At 41.3% G+C, this 18,166-nt stretch carries 16 protein-coding genes; 11 read left to right on the forward strand and 5 right to left on the reverse strand.

Translation table 11 applies throughout. The features are described from left to right. Nucleotides 1-57: 57 nt before the first annotated feature. The 3 genes from acnB to LC586_RS14650 all read right to left on the reverse strand — a co-directional run bounded on the left by acnB (nucleotide 58) and on the right by LC586_RS14650 (nucleotide 4,693). Complete coding sequence (acnB, locus tag LC586_RS14640) at nucleotides 58-2,688, reverse strand: bifunctional aconitate hydratase 2/2-methylisocitrate dehydratase (RefSeq protein WP_229485584.1); 2,631 nt, start codon at nucleotides 2,686-2,688, stop codon at nucleotides 58-60. A 318-nt stretch (nucleotides 2,689-3,006) separates the two neighbouring features. Beyond that, nucleotides 3,007-3,903, reverse strand: a complete 897-nt coding sequence (locus tag LC586_RS14645; RefSeq protein ID WP_229485514.1) for a DUF4351 domain-containing protein — start codon at nucleotides 3,901-3,903, stop codon at nucleotides 3,007-3,009. Nucleotides 3,904-4,267: 364 nt separating this feature from the next. After that, nucleotides 4,268-4,693 (reverse strand): hypothetical protein, encoded by a 426-nt coding sequence (locus tag LC586_RS14650; RefSeq protein ID WP_229485515.1) that lies wholly within the window; start codon nucleotides 4,691-4,693, stop codon nucleotides 4,268-4,270. 764 nt (nucleotides 4,694-5,457) lie between these two features. On the opposite strand from LC586_RS14650, the gene LC586_RS14655 reads away from it, so the two are divergent. The 7 genes from LC586_RS14655 to LC586_RS14685 all read left to right on the forward strand — a co-directional run bounded on the left by LC586_RS14655 (nucleotide 5,458) and on the right by LC586_RS14685 (nucleotide 12,722). Continuing rightward, on the forward strand, nucleotides 5,458-5,751 hold the full coding sequence (locus tag LC586_RS14655) for a DUF433 domain-containing protein (RefSeq protein ID WP_229485516.1): 294 nt from the start codon (nucleotides 5,458-5,460) through the stop codon (nucleotides 5,749-5,751). After that, complete coding sequence (locus LC586_RS14660) at nucleotides 5,748-6,092, forward strand: DUF5615 family PIN-like protein (protein ID WP_229485517.1); 345 nt, start codon at nucleotides 5,748-5,750, stop codon at nucleotides 6,090-6,092. Before LC586_RS14655 ends, LC586_RS14660 begins: the two co-directional genes overlap by 4 nt. Before the next feature lie 286 nt (nucleotides 6,093-6,378). Continuing rightward, the gene (locus tag LC586_RS14665) at nucleotides 6,379-6,699 is read left to right on the forward strand and encodes a 2Fe-2S iron-sulfur cluster-binding protein (protein ID WP_229485518.1); all 321 of its coding nucleotides are present in this window, start codon (nucleotides 6,379-6,381) and stop codon (nucleotides 6,697-6,699) included. Nucleotides 6,700-6,846: 147 nt separating this feature from the next. Then, the gene (locus LC586_RS14670) at nucleotides 6,847-7,026 is read left to right on the forward strand and encodes a DUF8621 family protein (protein WP_229485519.1); all 180 of its coding nucleotides are present in this window, start codon (nucleotides 6,847-6,849) and stop codon (nucleotides 7,024-7,026) included. An 87-nt stretch (nucleotides 7,027-7,113) separates the two neighbouring features. Continuing rightward, nucleotides 7,114-8,181, forward strand: a complete 1,068-nt coding sequence (locus tag LC586_RS14675; protein ID WP_229485520.1) for a DUF3326 domain-containing protein — start codon at nucleotides 7,114-7,116, stop codon at nucleotides 8,179-8,181. Nucleotides 8,182-8,337: 156 nt separating this feature from the next. Next, nucleotides 8,338-8,940, forward strand: coding sequence for a CPBP family intramembrane glutamic endopeptidase (locus LC586_RS14680; protein ID WP_229485521.1), 603 nt, complete (start codon nucleotides 8,338-8,340; stop codon nucleotides 8,938-8,940). A 1,199-nt stretch (nucleotides 8,941-10,139) separates the two neighbouring features. After that, nucleotides 10,140-12,722 (forward strand): GAF domain-containing protein, encoded by a 2,583-nt coding sequence (locus tag LC586_RS14685; RefSeq protein WP_229485522.1) that lies wholly within the window; start codon nucleotides 10,140-10,142, stop codon nucleotides 12,720-12,722. A 626-nt stretch (nucleotides 12,723-13,348) separates the two neighbouring features. Here LC586_RS14685 and purN read toward each other — a convergent pair. Further along, nucleotides 13,349-13,993, reverse strand: coding sequence for a phosphoribosylglycinamide formyltransferase (purN, locus tag LC586_RS14690; RefSeq protein WP_229485523.1), 645 nt, complete (start codon nucleotides 13,991-13,993; stop codon nucleotides 13,349-13,351). A 24-nt stretch (nucleotides 13,994-14,017) separates the two neighbouring features. On the opposite strand from purN, the gene LC586_RS14695 reads away from it, so the two are divergent. Next, nucleotides 14,018-14,905, forward strand: a complete 888-nt coding sequence (locus tag LC586_RS14695; RefSeq protein WP_229485524.1) for a carbohydrate ABC transporter permease — start codon at nucleotides 14,018-14,020, stop codon at nucleotides 14,903-14,905. Between the two features lie 93 nt (nucleotides 14,906-14,998). Here LC586_RS14695 and LC586_RS14700 read toward each other — a convergent pair whose 3' ends face one another. Further along, on the reverse strand, nucleotides 14,999-15,568 hold the full coding sequence (locus LC586_RS14700; RefSeq protein WP_229485525.1) for a thermonuclease family protein: 570 nt from the start codon (nucleotides 15,566-15,568) through the stop codon (nucleotides 14,999-15,001). A 332-nt stretch (nucleotides 15,569-15,900) separates the two neighbouring features. Between LC586_RS14700 and LC586_RS14705 the strand changes: the two genes are divergently transcribed. The 3 genes from LC586_RS14705 to LC586_RS14715 all read left to right on the forward strand — a co-directional run bounded on the left by LC586_RS14705 (nucleotide 15,901) and on the right by LC586_RS14715 (nucleotide 18,162). After that, nucleotides 15,901-16,644 carry a ferritin-like domain-containing protein gene (locus LC586_RS14705; protein ID WP_229485526.1) on the forward strand — a complete coding sequence of 248 codons (744 nt, stop codon included), beginning with the start codon at nucleotides 15,901-15,903 and terminating at the stop codon, nucleotides 16,642-16,644. 236 nt (nucleotides 16,645-16,880) lie between these two features. Further along, nucleotides 16,881-17,705 carry a class I SAM-dependent methyltransferase gene (locus tag LC586_RS14710; protein WP_229485527.1) on the forward strand — a complete coding sequence of 275 codons (825 nt, stop codon included), beginning with the start codon at nucleotides 16,881-16,883 and terminating at the stop codon, nucleotides 17,703-17,705. A gap of 109 nt (nucleotides 17,706-17,814) precedes the next feature. After that, the gene (locus LC586_RS14715) at nucleotides 17,815-18,162 is read left to right on the forward strand and encodes a winged helix-turn-helix transcriptional regulator (RefSeq protein ID WP_229485528.1); all 348 of its coding nucleotides are present in this window, start codon (nucleotides 17,815-17,817) and stop codon (nucleotides 18,160-18,162) included. Nucleotides 18,163-18,166 lie beyond the last annotated feature (4 nt).

Raw genomic sequence — 18,166 nt, forward strand, 5'->3', positions numbered from 1 at the left:
GAATATTCCTCTTGGAAACGCTAAAAATTAGGTGGGCATAACACCCACCTAATTAAACTATACTAACAAAGCCTGCTCCTCTTTAGAAATCACTCGCCCTTCATCCTCAAAACCGGCAATTTGATCGAAGTTCAAATACCGATACAAATCATCTGCAAAAGGATGAATTCGACTCGCCACAATATCCAAATATTCCTGCACTGTCGGAAGCCGTCCCAGCAGGGCGCAAACTGCGGCTAATTCTGCTGAACCAAGATACACTCGGGCATCTTTACCCATGCGATTATTGAAGTTGCGGGTAGAGGTAGAAAACACTGTTGTTCCATCAGCAACTCGCGCCTGATTACCCATGCACAAACTGCATCCCGGCATTTCTGTTCTAGCACCCGCAGCCCCAAAAACGCTGTATACACCTTCTTCTTTTAATTGGTGTTCATCCATGCGCGTTGGTGGTGCTATCCACAGGCGAGTTTTCACTTCACCGGCACCTTCCAAAACTTTGGCTGTTGCGCGATAATGACCAATATTCGTCATACAAGAACCGACGAATACTTCTTGCACTGGATCATTAGCAACTTCCGATAATAATTTCACATTATCGGGGTCATTGGGAGCGGCAACAATTGGTTCTTTAATTTCGTTCAAATCAATTTCAATTATTTCGGCATACTCCGCATCGGCATCGCCTTCTAATAACACGGGATTTGCTAACCATTCTTCCATTTTTGCCACACGACGCAGCATGGTACGCGGATCGTGATAGCCCCGTGCTATCATATTTTTCAGTAGCGCTACGTTAGAACGCAGATATTCAGAAATTGTCTCTACACTCAGCTTAATTGTGCATCCGGCACAAGAACGTTCGGCGCTAGCATCGGTGAGTTCAAAGGCTTGTTCAACTTTTAAATCTGGCAAACCTTCTATTTCCAGAATTCGCCCGGAGAAAACATTTTTCTTATTCTGCTTCTCTGCTGTCAACAAACCTTTTTGAATTGCTACGTAGGGAATGGCATTCACGACATCCCGCAGGGTGATACCTGGTTGCAATTCACCTTTAAATCTTACCAATACTGACTCTGGCATATCTAAAGGCATGACACCCAAGGCGGCTGCAAAAGCTACCAATCCAGAACCGGCGGGGAAGGAAATACCCAAGGGGAAGCGGGTGTGAGAGTCGCCGCCAGTTCCCACGGTGTCGGGTAGCAGCATCCGGTTTAACCAAGAGTGGATGATACCATCACCGGGACGGAGGGCAACTCCACCACGAGATGCAAAGAAGTCGGGGAGTTCGTGATGAGTTTGGATGTCTACTGGTTTGGGATAAGCAGCAGTATGGCAGAAACTTTGTATCACTAAGTCTGCACTGAAACCAAGACAGGCGAGTTCTTTCAATTCGTCGCGGGTCATGGGGCCTGTGGTATCTTGAGAACCAACGGTGGTGATGATGGGTTCGCAAGATGTGCCGGGACGCACACCAGGTAATCCGCAAGCTTTACCTACCATTTTCTGTGCTAGGCTGTAGCCTTTGCCTGTATCAAAGGCTTGCTGGGGACGGGTGAAAACTGTGCTGGGTTCTAAACCAAGTGCAAGACGAGTTTTATCGGTGAGGGTACGTCCGATAAGTAGGGGGATGCGTCCACCTGCGCGAACTTCATCGAGGATGGTGTCAGGTTTGAGGGCGAAGGTGGAAATGACTTCGCCAGCAACGTTTGTGATTTCGCCTTTGTAGGGATGGATGGTAATTACCATGCCGGTTTCTAGTTTGGTGACATCGCACTGAATAGGCAAAGCACCGGCATCTTCTGCTGTGTTAAAGAAGATTGGCGCGATCGCACCACCTAAAACATAACCCCCAGCGCGTTTGTTTGGCACAAAAGGTATATCATTTCCCATGTGCCACAACACCGAGTTGATGGCAGATTTACGCGAGGAACCTGTACCAACTACATCCCCCACGTAAGCTACAGGATGCCCTTTTTTCTTCAGTTCGGCAATGGTTTTCAAGCTTCCCGGTTGCCGTGACTCTAACATCACTAAGGCGTGTAAGGGAATATCTGGGCGAGTTGTGGCGCTTTGGGCGGGTGATAAATCGTCGGTATTGGTTTCGCCAGGAACTTTAAAAACGGTGACAGTAATCGCTTCTGGGACTGTGGGGCGAAGGGTAAACCATTCAGCTTCCGCCCAAGAGTCTATCACCCGTTTGGCGAAAGGATTGGTTTTAGACAACTCTAAAACATCGTGGTAAGCGTCATATACCAAGAGGATTTTGCTTAAGGCGTTGGCGGCATAAGCGGCGATGGGTTCCTTTCCTTGTCCACCCATCACTAGAGGTGTTTCGGATGAGTCTGAGACGGATACGGTGGGCCATTGCAGCAAATCGATTAAAGATTGCACATTGTAACCACCTATCATTGTGCCCAGCAATTGCACCGCTTCTATGCGCGAAACCAAGGGACTAATGATTTCCTTTTTGGCAATGGCGGTGAGAAATCCAGCTTTGACATAAGCTGCTGGATCAACACCAGGAGAAACGCGATCGCGCAATAGATGTAATAATATCTCCTCTTGACCCTTTGGCGGATTTTTCAGTAATTCACATAATTCTGAGGTTTGCTTCGCATCCAATGGTAAAGGGGGAATACCGAGTGCTGCTCTTTGGGCAACGTGTTTACGATATGATTCCAGCATTTTTATCTTCTCCATTGGGATTTTCTCCCTTCAATTATGAAATATTTTTAGGCAATACTTGGCTATAAAAGTTTAGCTTAATTTTATTACTGCAAGCCTTACTGGTAATCGGTTATTATCAAGTTTTTTTATACTGAAGGTATAGTTTGAAAAGTATTAGGCGAATAGAATTTGCTACTACACAAACAAAGTCCACCTCCGTGGACTAAGAGGAAATCAAGGATTTTTAACCCAGGTCGGTGGGTTTTGTATTTCGACTCCGCTCAACACAAGTCTGTATAGCCGCGACTTTTAGTCGCCAGGTGTAGTAATAATGAATTAGATTGATTGTTGGTTTAACCAAGTTTCTAAATCAGCGACGTTAGAAAAGTCTAGTAATGCTTCTCCTAAATTCTCTAATTGTTCGAGCGATAAACCTTGAATTCGCTCGATTAATGATGGATCAATCTCACCAATACGGCGATTGAGTTGACGTGTAATTAAACGTTGTTCTCCTTGTTTATTTCCTTCTTGTATAGCTTGTTCTCTGTTTCTTTGATAAAGTGGCTCTAATCGCATAATTAACTCCCTATCATCTGCTTCTAATTCTTGGTTTACTCTCAAGTTTTCGCGTAAGTTATAAACTAATTCGAGAGTTGCTTTCTGGTATGGATAATCTAATGGTAACGCTTGCAACTCGACAATTGCTTGTGACTGCACATTTCCCCTCCCTAAAAGCCTTAACCATAATGTCTCTGGTGTTTGCGGTAATTGGTGTATCCCCACAATTGCTGTCCGCAATGCATCTGGCAGAAAATGTACTCCCGATAACCAACCTGCTTTTTGCATAGTTCCAAAGCTAGACAATCTAGTTTCAGATACCGTTGGAGTAAGAACCCACAATTTGGGAATTTCTGAGTCCTGAAGTTTGGTTTTATTGGTTTTAGCTTCTCGTCGTAGGAGAGCCTTGACTTCTAATAATTTTAGAATGCAGTCGCATATTTCATCGGTAGAAGCTGGATTGCGGTATGGTTCTATAATTGCAGGATGTTCCGCAAATCTTCCTAGCAAACCCAGTATTTGTATATTAGAGCTTTGCTGTTTGGCAGGAGTGAATAAAACATCTATTTCTTTAATCTCTCCTGATACTTTTTCTGATGCCTTGACTTCTCCGTAATCTTTTAGTAGTTCTTCTAGATAGTCTTTGGCAAATTTATCATGTATAAAACGGGTCATTTGATCTGAAAATTGCGGAATTCCTGGATGAATACAAATTTTTATTATACAGCGTACTTCAGGTAATTGAAGTACACGGGTAGGGGCACAACATTGTTGTGCCCTTACGAGAATCTATACCTCAACCAAGTTGCGATCTGCTGTATCTGTAATGTCATATTTGGCTAATTAACTTTAATTTTTCATGCCTTTGCCCAAAACCCAATTTATACCAATTTCAATCATGTTTGGGACACATAAATTATTTTTATGGGCACGGCACCAGTTAGATAAAATAATTACAAAAAGATTGTGGATGCCGTGCCCTAACTATCTCTTGCTGATAACGTAAAAGGTGGGGTTACTCAAGTTCTAAGGGTTTACTTTACTCGCTTAAACTTTTGCCTAACGGTACTAGGGTGGTTATTGCATTTTCATCTGATGTTTTATCTGTGTTAGCTTTCAAGCGTGTCAATCTGCTTTTACGGATACGTTCGCTGTCTCGAACGCCACCTGCAAGTTCATATTCATTGCTGTTTTTGCCGTACTTGAAACCAACCCCCATCAGCATTTTGTCTGAAACCTGACTCAAGGTTTTTTCCATCTCATCCAGCTTTTTTCTAGAAGAGTCAATCATAGCTATAGCAGCATTATAATCATCAAGCATATTGTGAAAATTGTCTATTAATTGAGTCAGGTTTTGCAAGTTGTAAGTATCATCAAAATTGATATTTGGATCGATAGCTTTCAGCCCAGCAACTCTAAACTCAGCTTTTTCTAGAATCCGGGAACTACGTTGTTTTCGAGTCATAATTTTACACCTTTAAAAGCTTTACAGAGCTATTGTGTCTCAATTAACCTGGATTCTGGTTCAGCAAAAAGCGCATTTTTTTAGTAAAAGTTTTTATTTATGCCCGTAATTTCTCGGAATTTAATCATCAAAGGTTGATTTTCAGCAAAATAATATTATGTTTAAGCAATAGACAATAGGGCACAGCATTGCTGTGCCCCTACAAATGGTCTGTATTCCAAGCGATCGCTTTAACTTTAAGCCTTAATGTTGTAACCTTAAGGCAAAATGTTCTAGCTCTAAGGCAAAATGTTGTAACCTTAAGGCAAAATGTTATAACCTGAAGTCTTAATGTTATCACCTTAAGGCAAAATGTTCTAGCTCTAAGGCTTAATGCTGTAACCTTAAGAGTCAACATTGTAACATTGATGACCAAAGTTTGTTGGTGAGTGCAATCATCGCTACATAAGCTATTACGCTTTTAAATTACATAGTCACTTCCTAAGTTCCTTGACCTCTGACGGTTAACTGTCAACTGTCAACAGTCAACAACCAACACGAAAAGATGTGCAAGTTAAATGCGCGACAGCTTAGTGTATATTGTTGATTTACAGCGATCGCAGAGCTTAAAAAGATTCCAATATGGAAGCTTCACCAAAGGAGATCAGGAGTTATTTAAGCGTTAATGGTATAAATCCTTTCTTTGAGTGGTTTGACTCTTTGCGCATCGCATTCAATCCAGTCTGTGATACATTAACAGAGATACTGCCAAAAATCTCAATAGTATGACAACTACTACAAACTCTCGCTATGTTAACCGACAGCCTGATATTTTATCAGGTGAACCGATTATTAAGGGAACTAGAACCCCTGTGAGAGCAATTGTTGAAAATTGGCGTTTAGGTATTAGACCAGAAGAAATCCCGCTACACTTACCTCATTTAACCTTAGCGCAAGTCTTTGATGCTTTGAGTTTTTACTTAGATAATCAAGCAGAAATTAATGAATATATCGAGCGGAATCATGTCCCTGATGAATTAGTCCATCCAGCTATTAAAGCTAGATTAAATCAAAAATGACGATTTTTGCTCAAGTTTATATTGATGAAGATGTGGATGTTCTTGTAGCTACTTTACTTTTAGCAAGAGGTTTTGATGCAACGACAGTACGAGAACAGCAAATGTTAGGAGAACCAGATCAAACACAACTAGCTTTTGCTGTATCCATTGGGCATTGTATTTTAACTCATAACCGACTTGATTTTGAGGAATTACACACAAACTATCTAGTTAATAGTCAACCTCATGCAGGTATTTTGATTGCTAAACGTAGAAGTTCTTATGAAATTGCCGAAAGGGTTGCTATTCTTCTTGATACTTTGACCGCAGACGAAATTGCTAATCAATTATTGTATATTTAGTGCAATAATGCTATAGCTTTTCATGTCTCGCCCGAAACGCAATTTACAATCAGATTTTTGCTATCACAGCCCCGTTGGAGAAGTCAAAATTCAAAAATAATAATTGAGTTTTGGTATACTTTATTTGTGTATTGTATAGTAAATAATGTTACTAACCTACAAAATGCTCAGAATTGGTTGCTATAATTATCAATCTTTTACCTAAATTTTTATAGTAACATCTGGATATTTTTCACTAATTCAGATAAACTAATAAATTTGTCCGTAGCATCACCTTCTTTTGTATATGCCCAAAACTTACACCGTAGAAATTGATCACCAAGGCAAAATTCATACCTTGCAAGTTCCTGAAAATGAAACGATCTTATCAGTTGCCGATGCTGCTGGTTTGGAACTGCCGAGTTCTTGTAATGCAGGTGTTTGCACAACTTGTGCCGGTCAAATAAGCGAGGGAACTGTGGATCAAACTGATGGTATGGGCGTTAGTCCAGATTTGCAAAAGCAAGGTTACGTATTGCTTTGTATTGCCAAACCCCTTTCTGATTTGAAAATTCAGACGGAAAAAGAAGATGTAGTTTATCAGTTACAATTTGGCAAAGGCAAATAATCAGCGAACAGTTATCAGTAGATTGGATGATTATTCATAACTGAATAACTGTTCACTGAGGTTAACAATTCTGATAAATTACATAAGTATTTCATCGCAGATGAAATCAGCTATTCTAGAAACTACAAATCAACAGGATTTACCAAAATGACGACTCATTTTATTACCGCAGAAATTGATTTACAAGAAACTCCCGCAGAATTATTAGAAGTAATTGAAACAGAGTTAAAGAAACAAGGCGAACCTCTGCGTTGGGCAATTACCTCTGTGGACGTTGACGAACAAAAAGCTACAGTTGAAGCCGTGGTAACTACAGTTAAGAGTTAAGAGTTAGAAGTTAGGAGTTAGGAGTTAGTATTTGATGGCTTGTGATTCATAAACTCATCACTCATAACTCAGCACTCATAACTTACAATGAATCGTCCATACACCGCTATTTTAATTGTACCAACTGGCGTTGGGGCTGCCATTGGGGGTTATGCAGGAGATGCTTTGCCTGTAGCCAAAGTTATAGCACAGGTTTGCGATCGCCTAATTACTCACCCCAATGTCCTTAATGGCGCAAGTTTGTATTGGAATCTCGCAAATGCTTTCTATGTTGAAGGTTACGGGCTTGACAAATTTGCGTCTGGGTGCTGGGGTTTGCGTCCAGTCCGCACTAATAAGGTAGGTTTGCTTTTAGACCAAGCTATTGAGCCAGAGTTACGGCTACGACATATACAAGCAGCAGATGCAGTCAGAGCAACTCTGGGATTGACCCTAACAGATTATGTAATTACTGATGCACCATTAAATGTAGAATTACGGTCTACAGCATCGGGAGCTAGTTGGGGAACAATTGGTAACCCAGATAGTTTATTACGGGCAGCAGAGATATTAATTAAAAAAGCCGGGGCAGAAGCGATCGCAGTTGTTGCCCGTTTCCCCGATGATATAGACTCAGAAGCAGTACAAAAATACCGCCAGGGTGAAGGCGTAGATTCTCTCGCGGGTGCAGAAGCCGTAATTAGCCATTTGCTAGTGCGAACCTTTCAAATTCCTTGCGCCCATTCTCCCGCCCTTTTGAGCGAACCTCCACAACCTGATTTATCTCCCCGTTCCGCCGCCGAAGAATTGGGCTATACCTTTTTGCCGTGCGTCCTTGTAGGATTAAGTCGTGCCCCACAATTTATAGTAGAGAGAGGAGCAATCGGATCGCAGCAAGAAGATATTTGGGTAGATGAAGTAGATGCTGCGATCGTACCTGCAACTGCTTGTGGTAGCAGTGCCTTACTGAGTTTAAGCCAAAGACGATGCCAAATAATTACAGTAGAAGAAAATAAAACTCTTATAAAAGTTCCTCCCCAACCGTTGGGGATCAAATCTATACAGGTAAACTCATATTTAGAAGCAGTAGGTATATTGGTAGCACACAAAGCAGGTATTAATCCCGACGCTCTCCGTCCCAAATTATTACCTTTGCAGCCAGTAATTAAAAGTTAGGAGTTAGGAGTTAGGAGTTAGGAGTTAGGAGTTAGAAGTTAGAAGTTAGAATTTATACTAATTCCCTGAATTACAGCTACAAACTATTTTCCCCTGCCTCCCCTGCTCCCTATGCCCCATGCCCCATGCCCAATGCCCCCTCTTTCTTAAAAACCCGTGATTGAACAACAAAAGCAAAAGCCAGAAATTCCATACCTGACGCGCATCCAAGTACTTGGCGCGATGGGAGCGACTGCAATCATTTTGTTGATAGTCGCCAAACTGTCGTTATACCTTGGCAACTTTTCCCTATTTTCTTGGGAATTGAACCAAAGAGAGTTGGTGTTGGGTGTAGGGTTGGGATTCGCCATCACCGCGTTAAGTGGCGTAGCTTATCGCGTTTGGACTGCCTATCGTAAAAGTGCAGATTATTATCTAGAAGTGGTACTGAGGCCCTTAGCCTTACCAGACTTAATTTGGCTGGGGTTACTACCAGGGTTGAGTGAAGAATTATTATTTAGAGGTGTAATGCTGCCAGCTTTAGGCTTGGATCATGTGGCTGTGATTGTATCCAGTCTTTGCTTTGGCATCTTGCATTTTAGCGGTTCTCAACAATGGCCTTATGTGATTTGGGCAACAATTGTCGGGATGATATTCGCATATAGTGCCCTGCTCACTGGCAACTTATTAGTGCCGATTGTCGCTCACATTATTACCAATTGGATTTCTAGCTATTTCTGGAAAATGTCGCAATTGCGACAATTAAAAAATAAATTTTGAGCTTCTAGGAATTAGTGCGTAGGCGTAGCCCAACCCAGGCATCGCACACTATCAACCATAGAATAAATATTTATAAGTTATGCTTCAGTTGTGTTAACTACAGCTTCAACTTTACTTATAAACTTATGAGTATTAGGACTTACGCATTGACAAGAAAGACCAAATATGAAGCAAGTTAAAAACCATATCTTTCGTAAGGGCTAAGCATTGCTCATACGTGTCAACTTAACGTAAAAGCCATGTCCCGCAAGGAACTGAAGTTCCTTGCTAATAGCTCAAGTCATCTCTTGATGACTAAATATAGCAAAAAATCTTTAGTCTACTTCAGTAGACTTTAGCTAAAAGCCAAAGAACTTTAGTTCGAGGCGGGTGAGTCAAGCTTTCAGTTAAGCTACTTTTAGCTTAAGTTGACACCAATGAGCAATGCTGTGCCCCTACAGCATGGTCTATTTACGATCGCAGGATAATTAAGAAAGCCTGAAATAACCTATTTTAGGTAATGCACATCACGATGCATTTGTACAGTGCGTAAGTCCTAAGTATTTATAATTACTGCTTAAGTTGTATTAACTACAGTTTTAACTTTATTTATAGTATGATGAGCGTTTATAACTACAACTTCAAAAGTTATAAGTTATGCTTAAGTTATATTAAATATAGCTTCAGATTTAATTATGTGTTAGAAATTTTTTATAAAGCGTGTTTATGTAATTGGAGCTACAGAGATTTTTAGTCAAGTAGACTACAATAAACATATTTAAACCCAAACTCCTTCCTGCACTTCGTGCCGCTACACAAATCTAAGGAAGGTGAGTAGTAAGTCTCTCTCTGTCAAGAGGCTTAAAGGCTTATTTTCGCGTTGTTCCTTCTCTTTCTGAGGGGGGAGGCTAACTCTGATAAGTCTGTATGACTCTTGTTGAAAAAGAAAGAATTTTTGGCTGTTTTGCCAGAAAACTACAACACCTGATGAGAAAATAAGACATTAAACAAAGCGATCGCCATTTTATTGTTAACAAGCCCGTTAATCAGACCTGATTTTTTTTGAGGTCAAAGGCAACAAAAGCTTTATGGGGCACGATGTAAAAGGTTAGTCCCTCAAAATAAGCCTGAAAGCCAATCCTTGTTTAATAAGTTTTGTGTAGAATTTGGTGGAGAGGTTATTTACTTGATTCTCAATTGCAGCAATCCAGGTTTCATTTATGAATCAGTCTTTTTCTCAAAACCAAGCAAGACGAAATCGTGAACAAAGGCTGTGGCAACAAAAATGGAGTTTAAAAACTAAAGCGATTGTTTGGGCACTAAGCATTAGTATCCTTCCTGTGGTTGCAATTGGAACAGCTACTTACTACTATGGCATTAATTTAATTACCAAACAAATTCCGCAAGTCAGACTTGAGAGTGCAGCAAGTTCAACAGAAACTGAACTAGCTCTACAAAGACAATTGTCACTCTTGTTAACTGGTATGGGAGTAACAGCAATTTTAACAGGTGCGATCGCTGTTTTTGTGACTAATCGAGCTATTAGTCGAGTCAGTAAAGCTGCGGCAATTTCTAATAGTATCAAAAACAAGCTGCGTCCAGACAGTGAGTTTACTCAATATTTCATCGCTAACGAAGATGAATTAGTGATGTTAGAGAGAAACATAAACTTATTTACAGAGCTGCTTTCAGTTTTGATAAAGGAAAAAGAAACCGAAGCTGATTACTCCCAACTATTGATGAAAGTTACGCGATGGGTTCGAGAATCATTCAATGAAGAAGATGTTCTCAAAATTACCTCAGAAGAAATTCGTAAAGCTTTAAGCATTGACCGCGTAAGCATTTTTTGCTTCAACTCCAATTGTAATGGAACTTTTATCGCTGAGTCAGTGGCACCTGGTTTACCAAGAATATTAGGGGTTACAGTCTCTGAGCCTGGGTTCGAGGCAGGGTATATAGAAAAATACCAGAATGGTTCCATCCGTGCTATTGATAATATCTATCAAGCCGATCTCAGTGATGATGATATTGAGTTGCTAGAGCAATTTGCTGTCAAATCTAATTTAGTAGCACCTATTCTCAAAGGCAAACAGCTATTCGGTTTATTGATTGCACATCAGTGTTCTAGAATTCGCTTTTGGCAGCAGTCTGAGATTGATTTGTTCACTCAGATAGCTATACAAGTAGGATTCGCCCTTGACTACACCAAACTTCTAGAACAGGTTGATACGAAGGCAGATATAGCTCAGGTATTTATCGAAATTACCCGTAGCATTCGCCAATCACTTAACGAAGAGGATGTCATCAAAACCACCGTGGAAGAAGTTCGTAAAGCACTGGGCAGCGATCGCGTGCTAGTTTATACATTTGACGCTAGTTGGTCTGGAACAGTGATTGCAGAATCAGTGGTTCCAGGTTATCCCAAAGTTTTGCGGTCTGAAATCCAAGACCCATGTTTCGCTCAGGACTATGTAGAAAAGTATCAGTCTGGTCGCGTTCAAGCCATAAACAACATTTATGAAGCTGGTTTGCGTGATTGTCATATTAACCTGCTCGAATCCTTTGGTGTGAAAGCAAATTTGGTCGCACCCATTCTCAAAGATGAACAGCTTTTTGGCTTATTAGTTGCACATCAATGCTCCAGACCCCGTGATTGGCAACAGTCTGAGATTGATTTATGTGCCCAAATAGCGATGGAAGTAGGATTTGCTCTCGACCATGCAAGGCTCGTGCAACGAATCGAGGCTGAGAGTGTGCAAAGTCAGTTGCTGGCGGATACTATCGGCAGCATTCGCCAATCGCTCAACGAAGAGGATGTCCTGAAAACCACTGTAGAAGAGGTTCGTAAAGTACTAAGTACTGACCGAGTGATGGTTTATAGCTTTAATGCTAATTATTCTGGAACTGTGATTGCCGAATCAGTTGTCCTCACCTACCCAAAAGTTTTACGATCTGAAATCCAAGACCTATATTTTGGTCAAGGCTATGTAGAAGATTATCAGTCTGGTCGCGTTTTAGCAATAAACAACATTTACGAAGCCGGTTTGGCTGATTATCAGATTAACCTACTCGAATCCTTTGCTGTCAAAGCAAATTTAGTTGCCCCCATTCTTAAGGATGAACAACTATTTGGTTTATTAATTGCACATCAGTGTTCCAAACCTCGTGATTGGCAACAATCTGAGATTGATTTATTTGGCCAGATAGCGATGCAAGTGGGATTTGCTCTCGACCATGCAAGACTCCTGCAACGAATCGAAGCTGAAAGTAGGCGAAGTCAGTTACTGGTGGATATTACCCGCAGCATTCGCCAATCGCTTAACGAAGAGGATGTCATCAAAACCACTGTGGAAGAGGTTCGCAAAGCACTGAGTGTTGACCGAGTATTGGTTTATAGCTTTTACGCTAATTGGTTCGGAATTATAATTGCTGAATCAGTAGTTCCAGGTTATCCCAAAGTTTTGCGGTCTAAAATCTACGACCCCTGTTTCACTGAAAACTATATAGAAAAGTACAAGTCTGGTCGTGTTGTCGCAATAAACAACATTTATGAGGCCGGTTTGGCTGATTGTCACGTTACCCTGCTCGAATCCTTTGGTGTGAAAGCAAATTTAATAGCACCCATTATCAAAGATGAGCAGCTGTTTGGCTTGTTAGTTGCACATCAGTGTTCTGGCCCCCGTGATTGGCAACAGCCTGAGATTGATTTATTTACCCAGATAGCGATGCAAGTAGGATTTACTCTCGATCATGCTAGGCTTTTACAAGCATATCAAGCTACTGAAGCTAACTCTGGTGAATAGCTTTATGGAAGAGGATGCAATAGACATCTGGCGAAAAAGAACGTAGAGACGTAGCACTGCTACGTCTCTACAAGGGTTCTGGGTAACGCATATTTAATTTTTACCAGATGTCTAATATCATGTGCGGGTAAAAACTTATCATTTAGACCGCAGGGGGCACAAAGCTTGGGGAAAGAGGCTTTTGGGATTTTTGCACAGATGGGGTAATCATAACTGATTAACCAGACTTGATATAATATCATGTCCGCTTGATTCCTTATTAAACCTGAAGAACCCCACCCCGCCAAAGCTACGCTTCGTCTCCCCTCCCGAAGAGCGGGGAGGGGATTAAGGGGTGGGGTGCAATGATTGTGGGAATCATAGTCATTGTACCCCACCCCGCCAAAGCTGCGCTTTGTCTCCCCTCCCCAAGGCATCGGGGAGGGGATTAAGGGGTGGGCTGATTCGGGTTTAATAAGTAATCAAGCGGACATGATATAATACGGTTCGGTTAAGCCCAAAAAAGAAAAATGTGTAGGTTGGGTTGAGGAACGAAACCCAACAAACCCTGCAATAGTTGGGTTTCGTTCCTCAACCACAACCTACAAATATTCTTAACCACAAGCGTATCAAGCTACTAAAGCTTATCATTTTGACGAAGAAGCTGCTAGAGCGATCGCTAATGGCAAAATCCGATGTTCCTGAATTTGAATCCTGGCGTGGAGTGTTTCTGCTGTATCATCGGGCAATACTGGTACTGCGGCTTGCATTAATATTGGGCCACTGTCCATTTCTAAACAAGCTATATGCGCTGTACAACCAGTGATTTTTACCCCAGATGCCAAGGCTTGTTCTACAGCATGGATTCCCTTGAAACTAGGTAACAAACTAGGATGGATATTAATAATTTTATCAGGAAAGGCATCGATGAAAACTGATGTTAACAATCGCATCCAACCTGCCAAAATCACCCATTCCACATCGTAGTGCTGCAATGTCTGCACAATTTTCTCATCAAACTCTTCTCTGCTTTTATAGTTGCGGTGATTCAATAAAACAGCTTCTACACCTCTATTGGCTGCTCTTACGGCTGCTTTCGCCGAGGGGTTATTGTAAATTAAAACTTGAATTTGGCCATTTAGCTGCCCATTTTGGATAGCTTGGGCAACTACATCAAAATTGCTGCCATTCCCAGAAGCCATAATTCCCAGTTTTAGAGGGGCGACTTGTTGGCAAATATCGCTAATGCTGGGAGAAACCAAGCTAAGGGTAGAATCAGGGCGGAAGGTCATAACAGCTAAGAGGGTTAATTATAGATGAAAAAAAAATATACTAATACTAAGTCCTGGTTGGATAATGATACAGTAGCTGCCTGGATTTTTCTCACACCAGCACTAATTTTGCTGGGCGTTTTTATCATTTGGCCGATCGCTTATTTGTTTTACCTCAGTTTCACTGCTGGTAGTTTCACTCTAAAAGGTATTTATTGGATAGGCTTAAAAAACTATTCGCGCTTGCTACTCAACCCCGACTTCTGGCAAGTTCTGGGTAACACCTTTTATTTTACTGTTGCCACTATCATTCCCAGTTTAGTTATCTCTTTGGGATTGGCAGTGCTATTAAACCGCTCCATTCCCTTGCGGGGCATCTTGCGAAGTGCCTATTTTCTGCCTTCAATTATCTCACTTGTAGCAGCCGGTTTGGGATTTCGCTGGCTGTTTCAAACATTAGGGCCAGTGAACGGACTTTTAGATTTTTTCGGTATTCCAGACATAGCCTGGCTAGGAGACACATTTTGGGCAATGCCAGTAATTATTTTAATGAGTATTTGGAAACAACTCGGTTTCAATATGGTAGTTTTTTTAGCAGGGTTACAAGCAATTCCTCCCAGTCGTTATGAAGCAGCAGATTTGGATGGAGCAAATGCTTGGCAACAATTTTGGTATATTACTCTCCCTGGATTGCGCCCGACTGTGATATTTGCAGTCATCACTACCGCGATTTTTACATTGCGGAGTTTTGAGCAAGTTTTTGTGATGACTGGCGGTGGCCCACTGAATTCGACTAATTTGTTAGTTTACTACATTTACCAAGAGGCTTTTGGGCAATTTGATTTTGGTTATGCAGCGGCCGCCGCAACGGTGTTACTAGCAGCGACGCTGGTACTAATTTATTTGCAACTGCAAACTTGGGGAGAAGAGTAGGGGGCAGGGGGGGATTTTGGAAATTGCTGAATCATCATGCAAATATGCAATGCTACAAAATTTAGTGTATTCAGTTAGAAACAGCTAGAGTTTTTACTTTTTTTTATATAGGCTGCGATATTCCCAAGGATTCACAAATTTAGTATCACTCCAAATACCAAGCCGTTGTTCCTTCGCTTTAGCTTCGACTTGTTGAACTAAGTCTTTGCTAGGACACTTGTTTAAATAGGGACGATACACTTTCGCCAATCCTTCTTGCAACAATACCTGTTGCACAAAAGTGCCATTTTGTAAACGAACTTCGGCAATTTTACGTCCATAGCGATCGCTATCGGTGATATTCAAAGTCACGCGATCGCCTCCTTGTTGCACCAGTTCTTGCACCCGTTCTTGGGCTTTCACACCCCAAGTAAATTGATTGCGATCGCTAGTGCGTTTACTCTGCTTTTCTTTGTTAGTATGAGCTATTTCTGGCGCATCTACACAAGCAAAACGCACGGTAAGATTTTTGCCATTGGTATCTTTCACTACTAAAGTATCGCCATCACTCACTCGCTCAACTGGTTCTCCAGAAGTACCGATAAAGCGATTGCAGCCTATCAAACCTAAAATTAGGATAGTTGCACAAAGCCAAAATCGCACTGGTTTAATTAATTTCTCCATCCAAAGTTACCAAATTACCTCTGTGGGATGATACTAGCAAAATGCAAAGATATATAGCGCTTCTCTGTTGAGTGCAATACAGACCTAACCCCCAGCCCCAACCCTTGTAGCGTTGGGGAGTAAGATTCAAAGCCTCTCCTTTTAGGAGAGAGGAATGGAAGTGAGGTCAAAGTGTATTGCTTCCATTCGAGAACCGCTATATTTGTTAACCGTTGACATAATTGCCACAGGCAATTGAAAATTCCAAATGGTAAGAGCCTCTGGCGGCACACTATAGAAAATGCGGATTAGTATAAGAATTGTAACCTTCCAATTGTCGGCGGGAATTTCTGATGAACTTCTTGACTCACGTTCTGCATTTAGCTGGTTCAGGTGCTTTTGCCTATTACTCTGCTGCTCAAATTCGTGATTCTAAAACCCGCCCTAATATCCTTGCGGGGTTTCAGTTGGCCGAATCTGGTTCTGTGCCGTTTTTATCTGCACTTAGCGATCGCGCAGCTGCTGAAGGCGATACATGGCTAGCCGAAAAACTAGCAAAACATGCATCAGATGAAACTAGGCATGGTAAAATTTTTGCCCACGCCTTACAACAGTTGAATAAACAAGTTATAGATTTCAAGGGTCAACCCCAAACTACATCTACAAAAAAATCACAACAGCGTAGTCCCTTTTTCGCAGCATTCTTTGAAGGCTACACCCAAGAACAGCTAAAACCGGCTGTTATTGACTGGGATGTGTTTATGGCTAGCACATACATTCTTGAGTTAGATGCTAGTAAAGACTTTGCGCGAATGGCGAAAGTATTACCTGATAACGAGTCAACCGCTCGTAACTTGAAGTTAGGAATGCTTTGTATTGCCCAAGATGAAACTGGACATGCTGCTTATCTCTACGAAGCGATGATGCGACGGATGTCTGCGACTGAAGTGCAAAAACTCGTAGATATGTGGCGAACCCGCAAGGTAAACGCCTTGTTGGCAATGGTTGGCGGTATTCTCCAGCGTAATGGTGAAACGCGATCGCTAGTCCAGGATAGTGCGCCGTCGGAAATCGATTCTGAGTTGGTAGCTACGTAATTATAGATATTCTTGAGTATCTAATGTTCACAAATTTGTGAAAATTCAACATTTAGCTTGAAAGGCACGAGCTTTGTCCTTGCCTTTCAAGCTAATTCCACACTTCTTTCCTTGATATTATTCTGCTTTAATAATGATACAAATATATTGGTAGGAACAATGCCATGCACCTACGATAAATCTATATGTATCAAGGTTTTCGTGAATTCGTATGATGCACTATCTCCAAGTAGATTATGGAAGACCTAAAACAAACAATAATCAGCTACTCCAGTAGAGAACTCGAACAGCGCAAAAATTGGTATTCTCCGGCAGCAGAGGCTTACAACAAGGTACGACCCCGCTATCGTGAGGATTTAATTCACCAAGCTATGGAAGTTGCTCAACTCTCCACTGACTCAAAAATTCTAGAAGTGGGATGTGGCCCTGCAACTGCAACGGTAGCATTCGCTCAATTGGGTTGCTCAATGATCTGCTTAGAACCCAACCCAGATTTTTTTCGGTTAGCTCAACAGAATTGTCAACCGTATCCTAATGTAGAGATTCAGAATACATCTTTTGAAGAGTGGACGCTAAAAACTTCTGAATTTGATGCCGTCTTAGCAGCGAGTTCTTTTCATTGGATACCACCAGAAATAGGATATCCAAAAGCAGCAAATGCCTTACATGAAAGTGGCTACCTAATTTTACTATGGAACAAGGAACTTCAACCCCCGTATGAGGTGTATCAACGTTTATCCCGAATCTATCAACTATATGCTCCATCTCTCGATCGATATGAAAACAGAGAAACGCAAGAAGAGATATTGAGAGGATTAGGAGAGATGGCAATTGATTCGGGGAAATTTAAAGATTTAATATCGGGACAATTTCTCTCTGAAGTAACATATAATGTTGATGAATATTTAATGCTTTTAAACACTTACTCACCTTACCTAAAGTTAGATTCACACAGCAAAGAAGCATTATTTGCAGGATTGAGGCACACAATAGAAGATGACTTTGGAGGCAGTCTTCATCTGTCATATATCTCAGCTTTTCACATTTTCAAAAAACTTTAGTCCATCAAACAGAGCAGTTAAATCTTGTAGAGTGTTGTGGATGTACCTATACTTGGAAGTATAAGTACTACCTAACAAACCTGAGTAAGGTTTTTCCTAAAAACTAACTATGAAAGCTGAAGCAGAAAACAATAGCAGGCTGACTTGTGAAGTAGAAACTACCTTAAAGGTGATTGGCGGACGCTGGAAAGTTTTGATTATTAGAGAATTAATGACTGGCGTAAAACGGTTTGGTGAGTTGCAACGGGCTTTACCTGGAGTTACGCAAAAGATGCTTACCCAGCAACTCAGAGAAATGGAGGAAGACGGTATTATTCTTCGAGAAGTTTATCCCCAAATTCCACCCAAGGTGGAATATTCTCTGACGCCTTTAGGAGAAACTTTACAACCAATTCTCTATGCTATGCATGAATGGGCTGTGCAACGGTTAGCTCTAAAAAATCACCATCAATATTGAGCAC

It is taken from the genome of Nostoc favosum CHAB5714, assembly GCF_020829495.1.
Taxonomy (GTDB): Bacteria; Cyanobacteriota; Cyanobacteriia; order Cyanobacteriales; family Nostocaceae; genus Nostoc; species Nostoc favosum.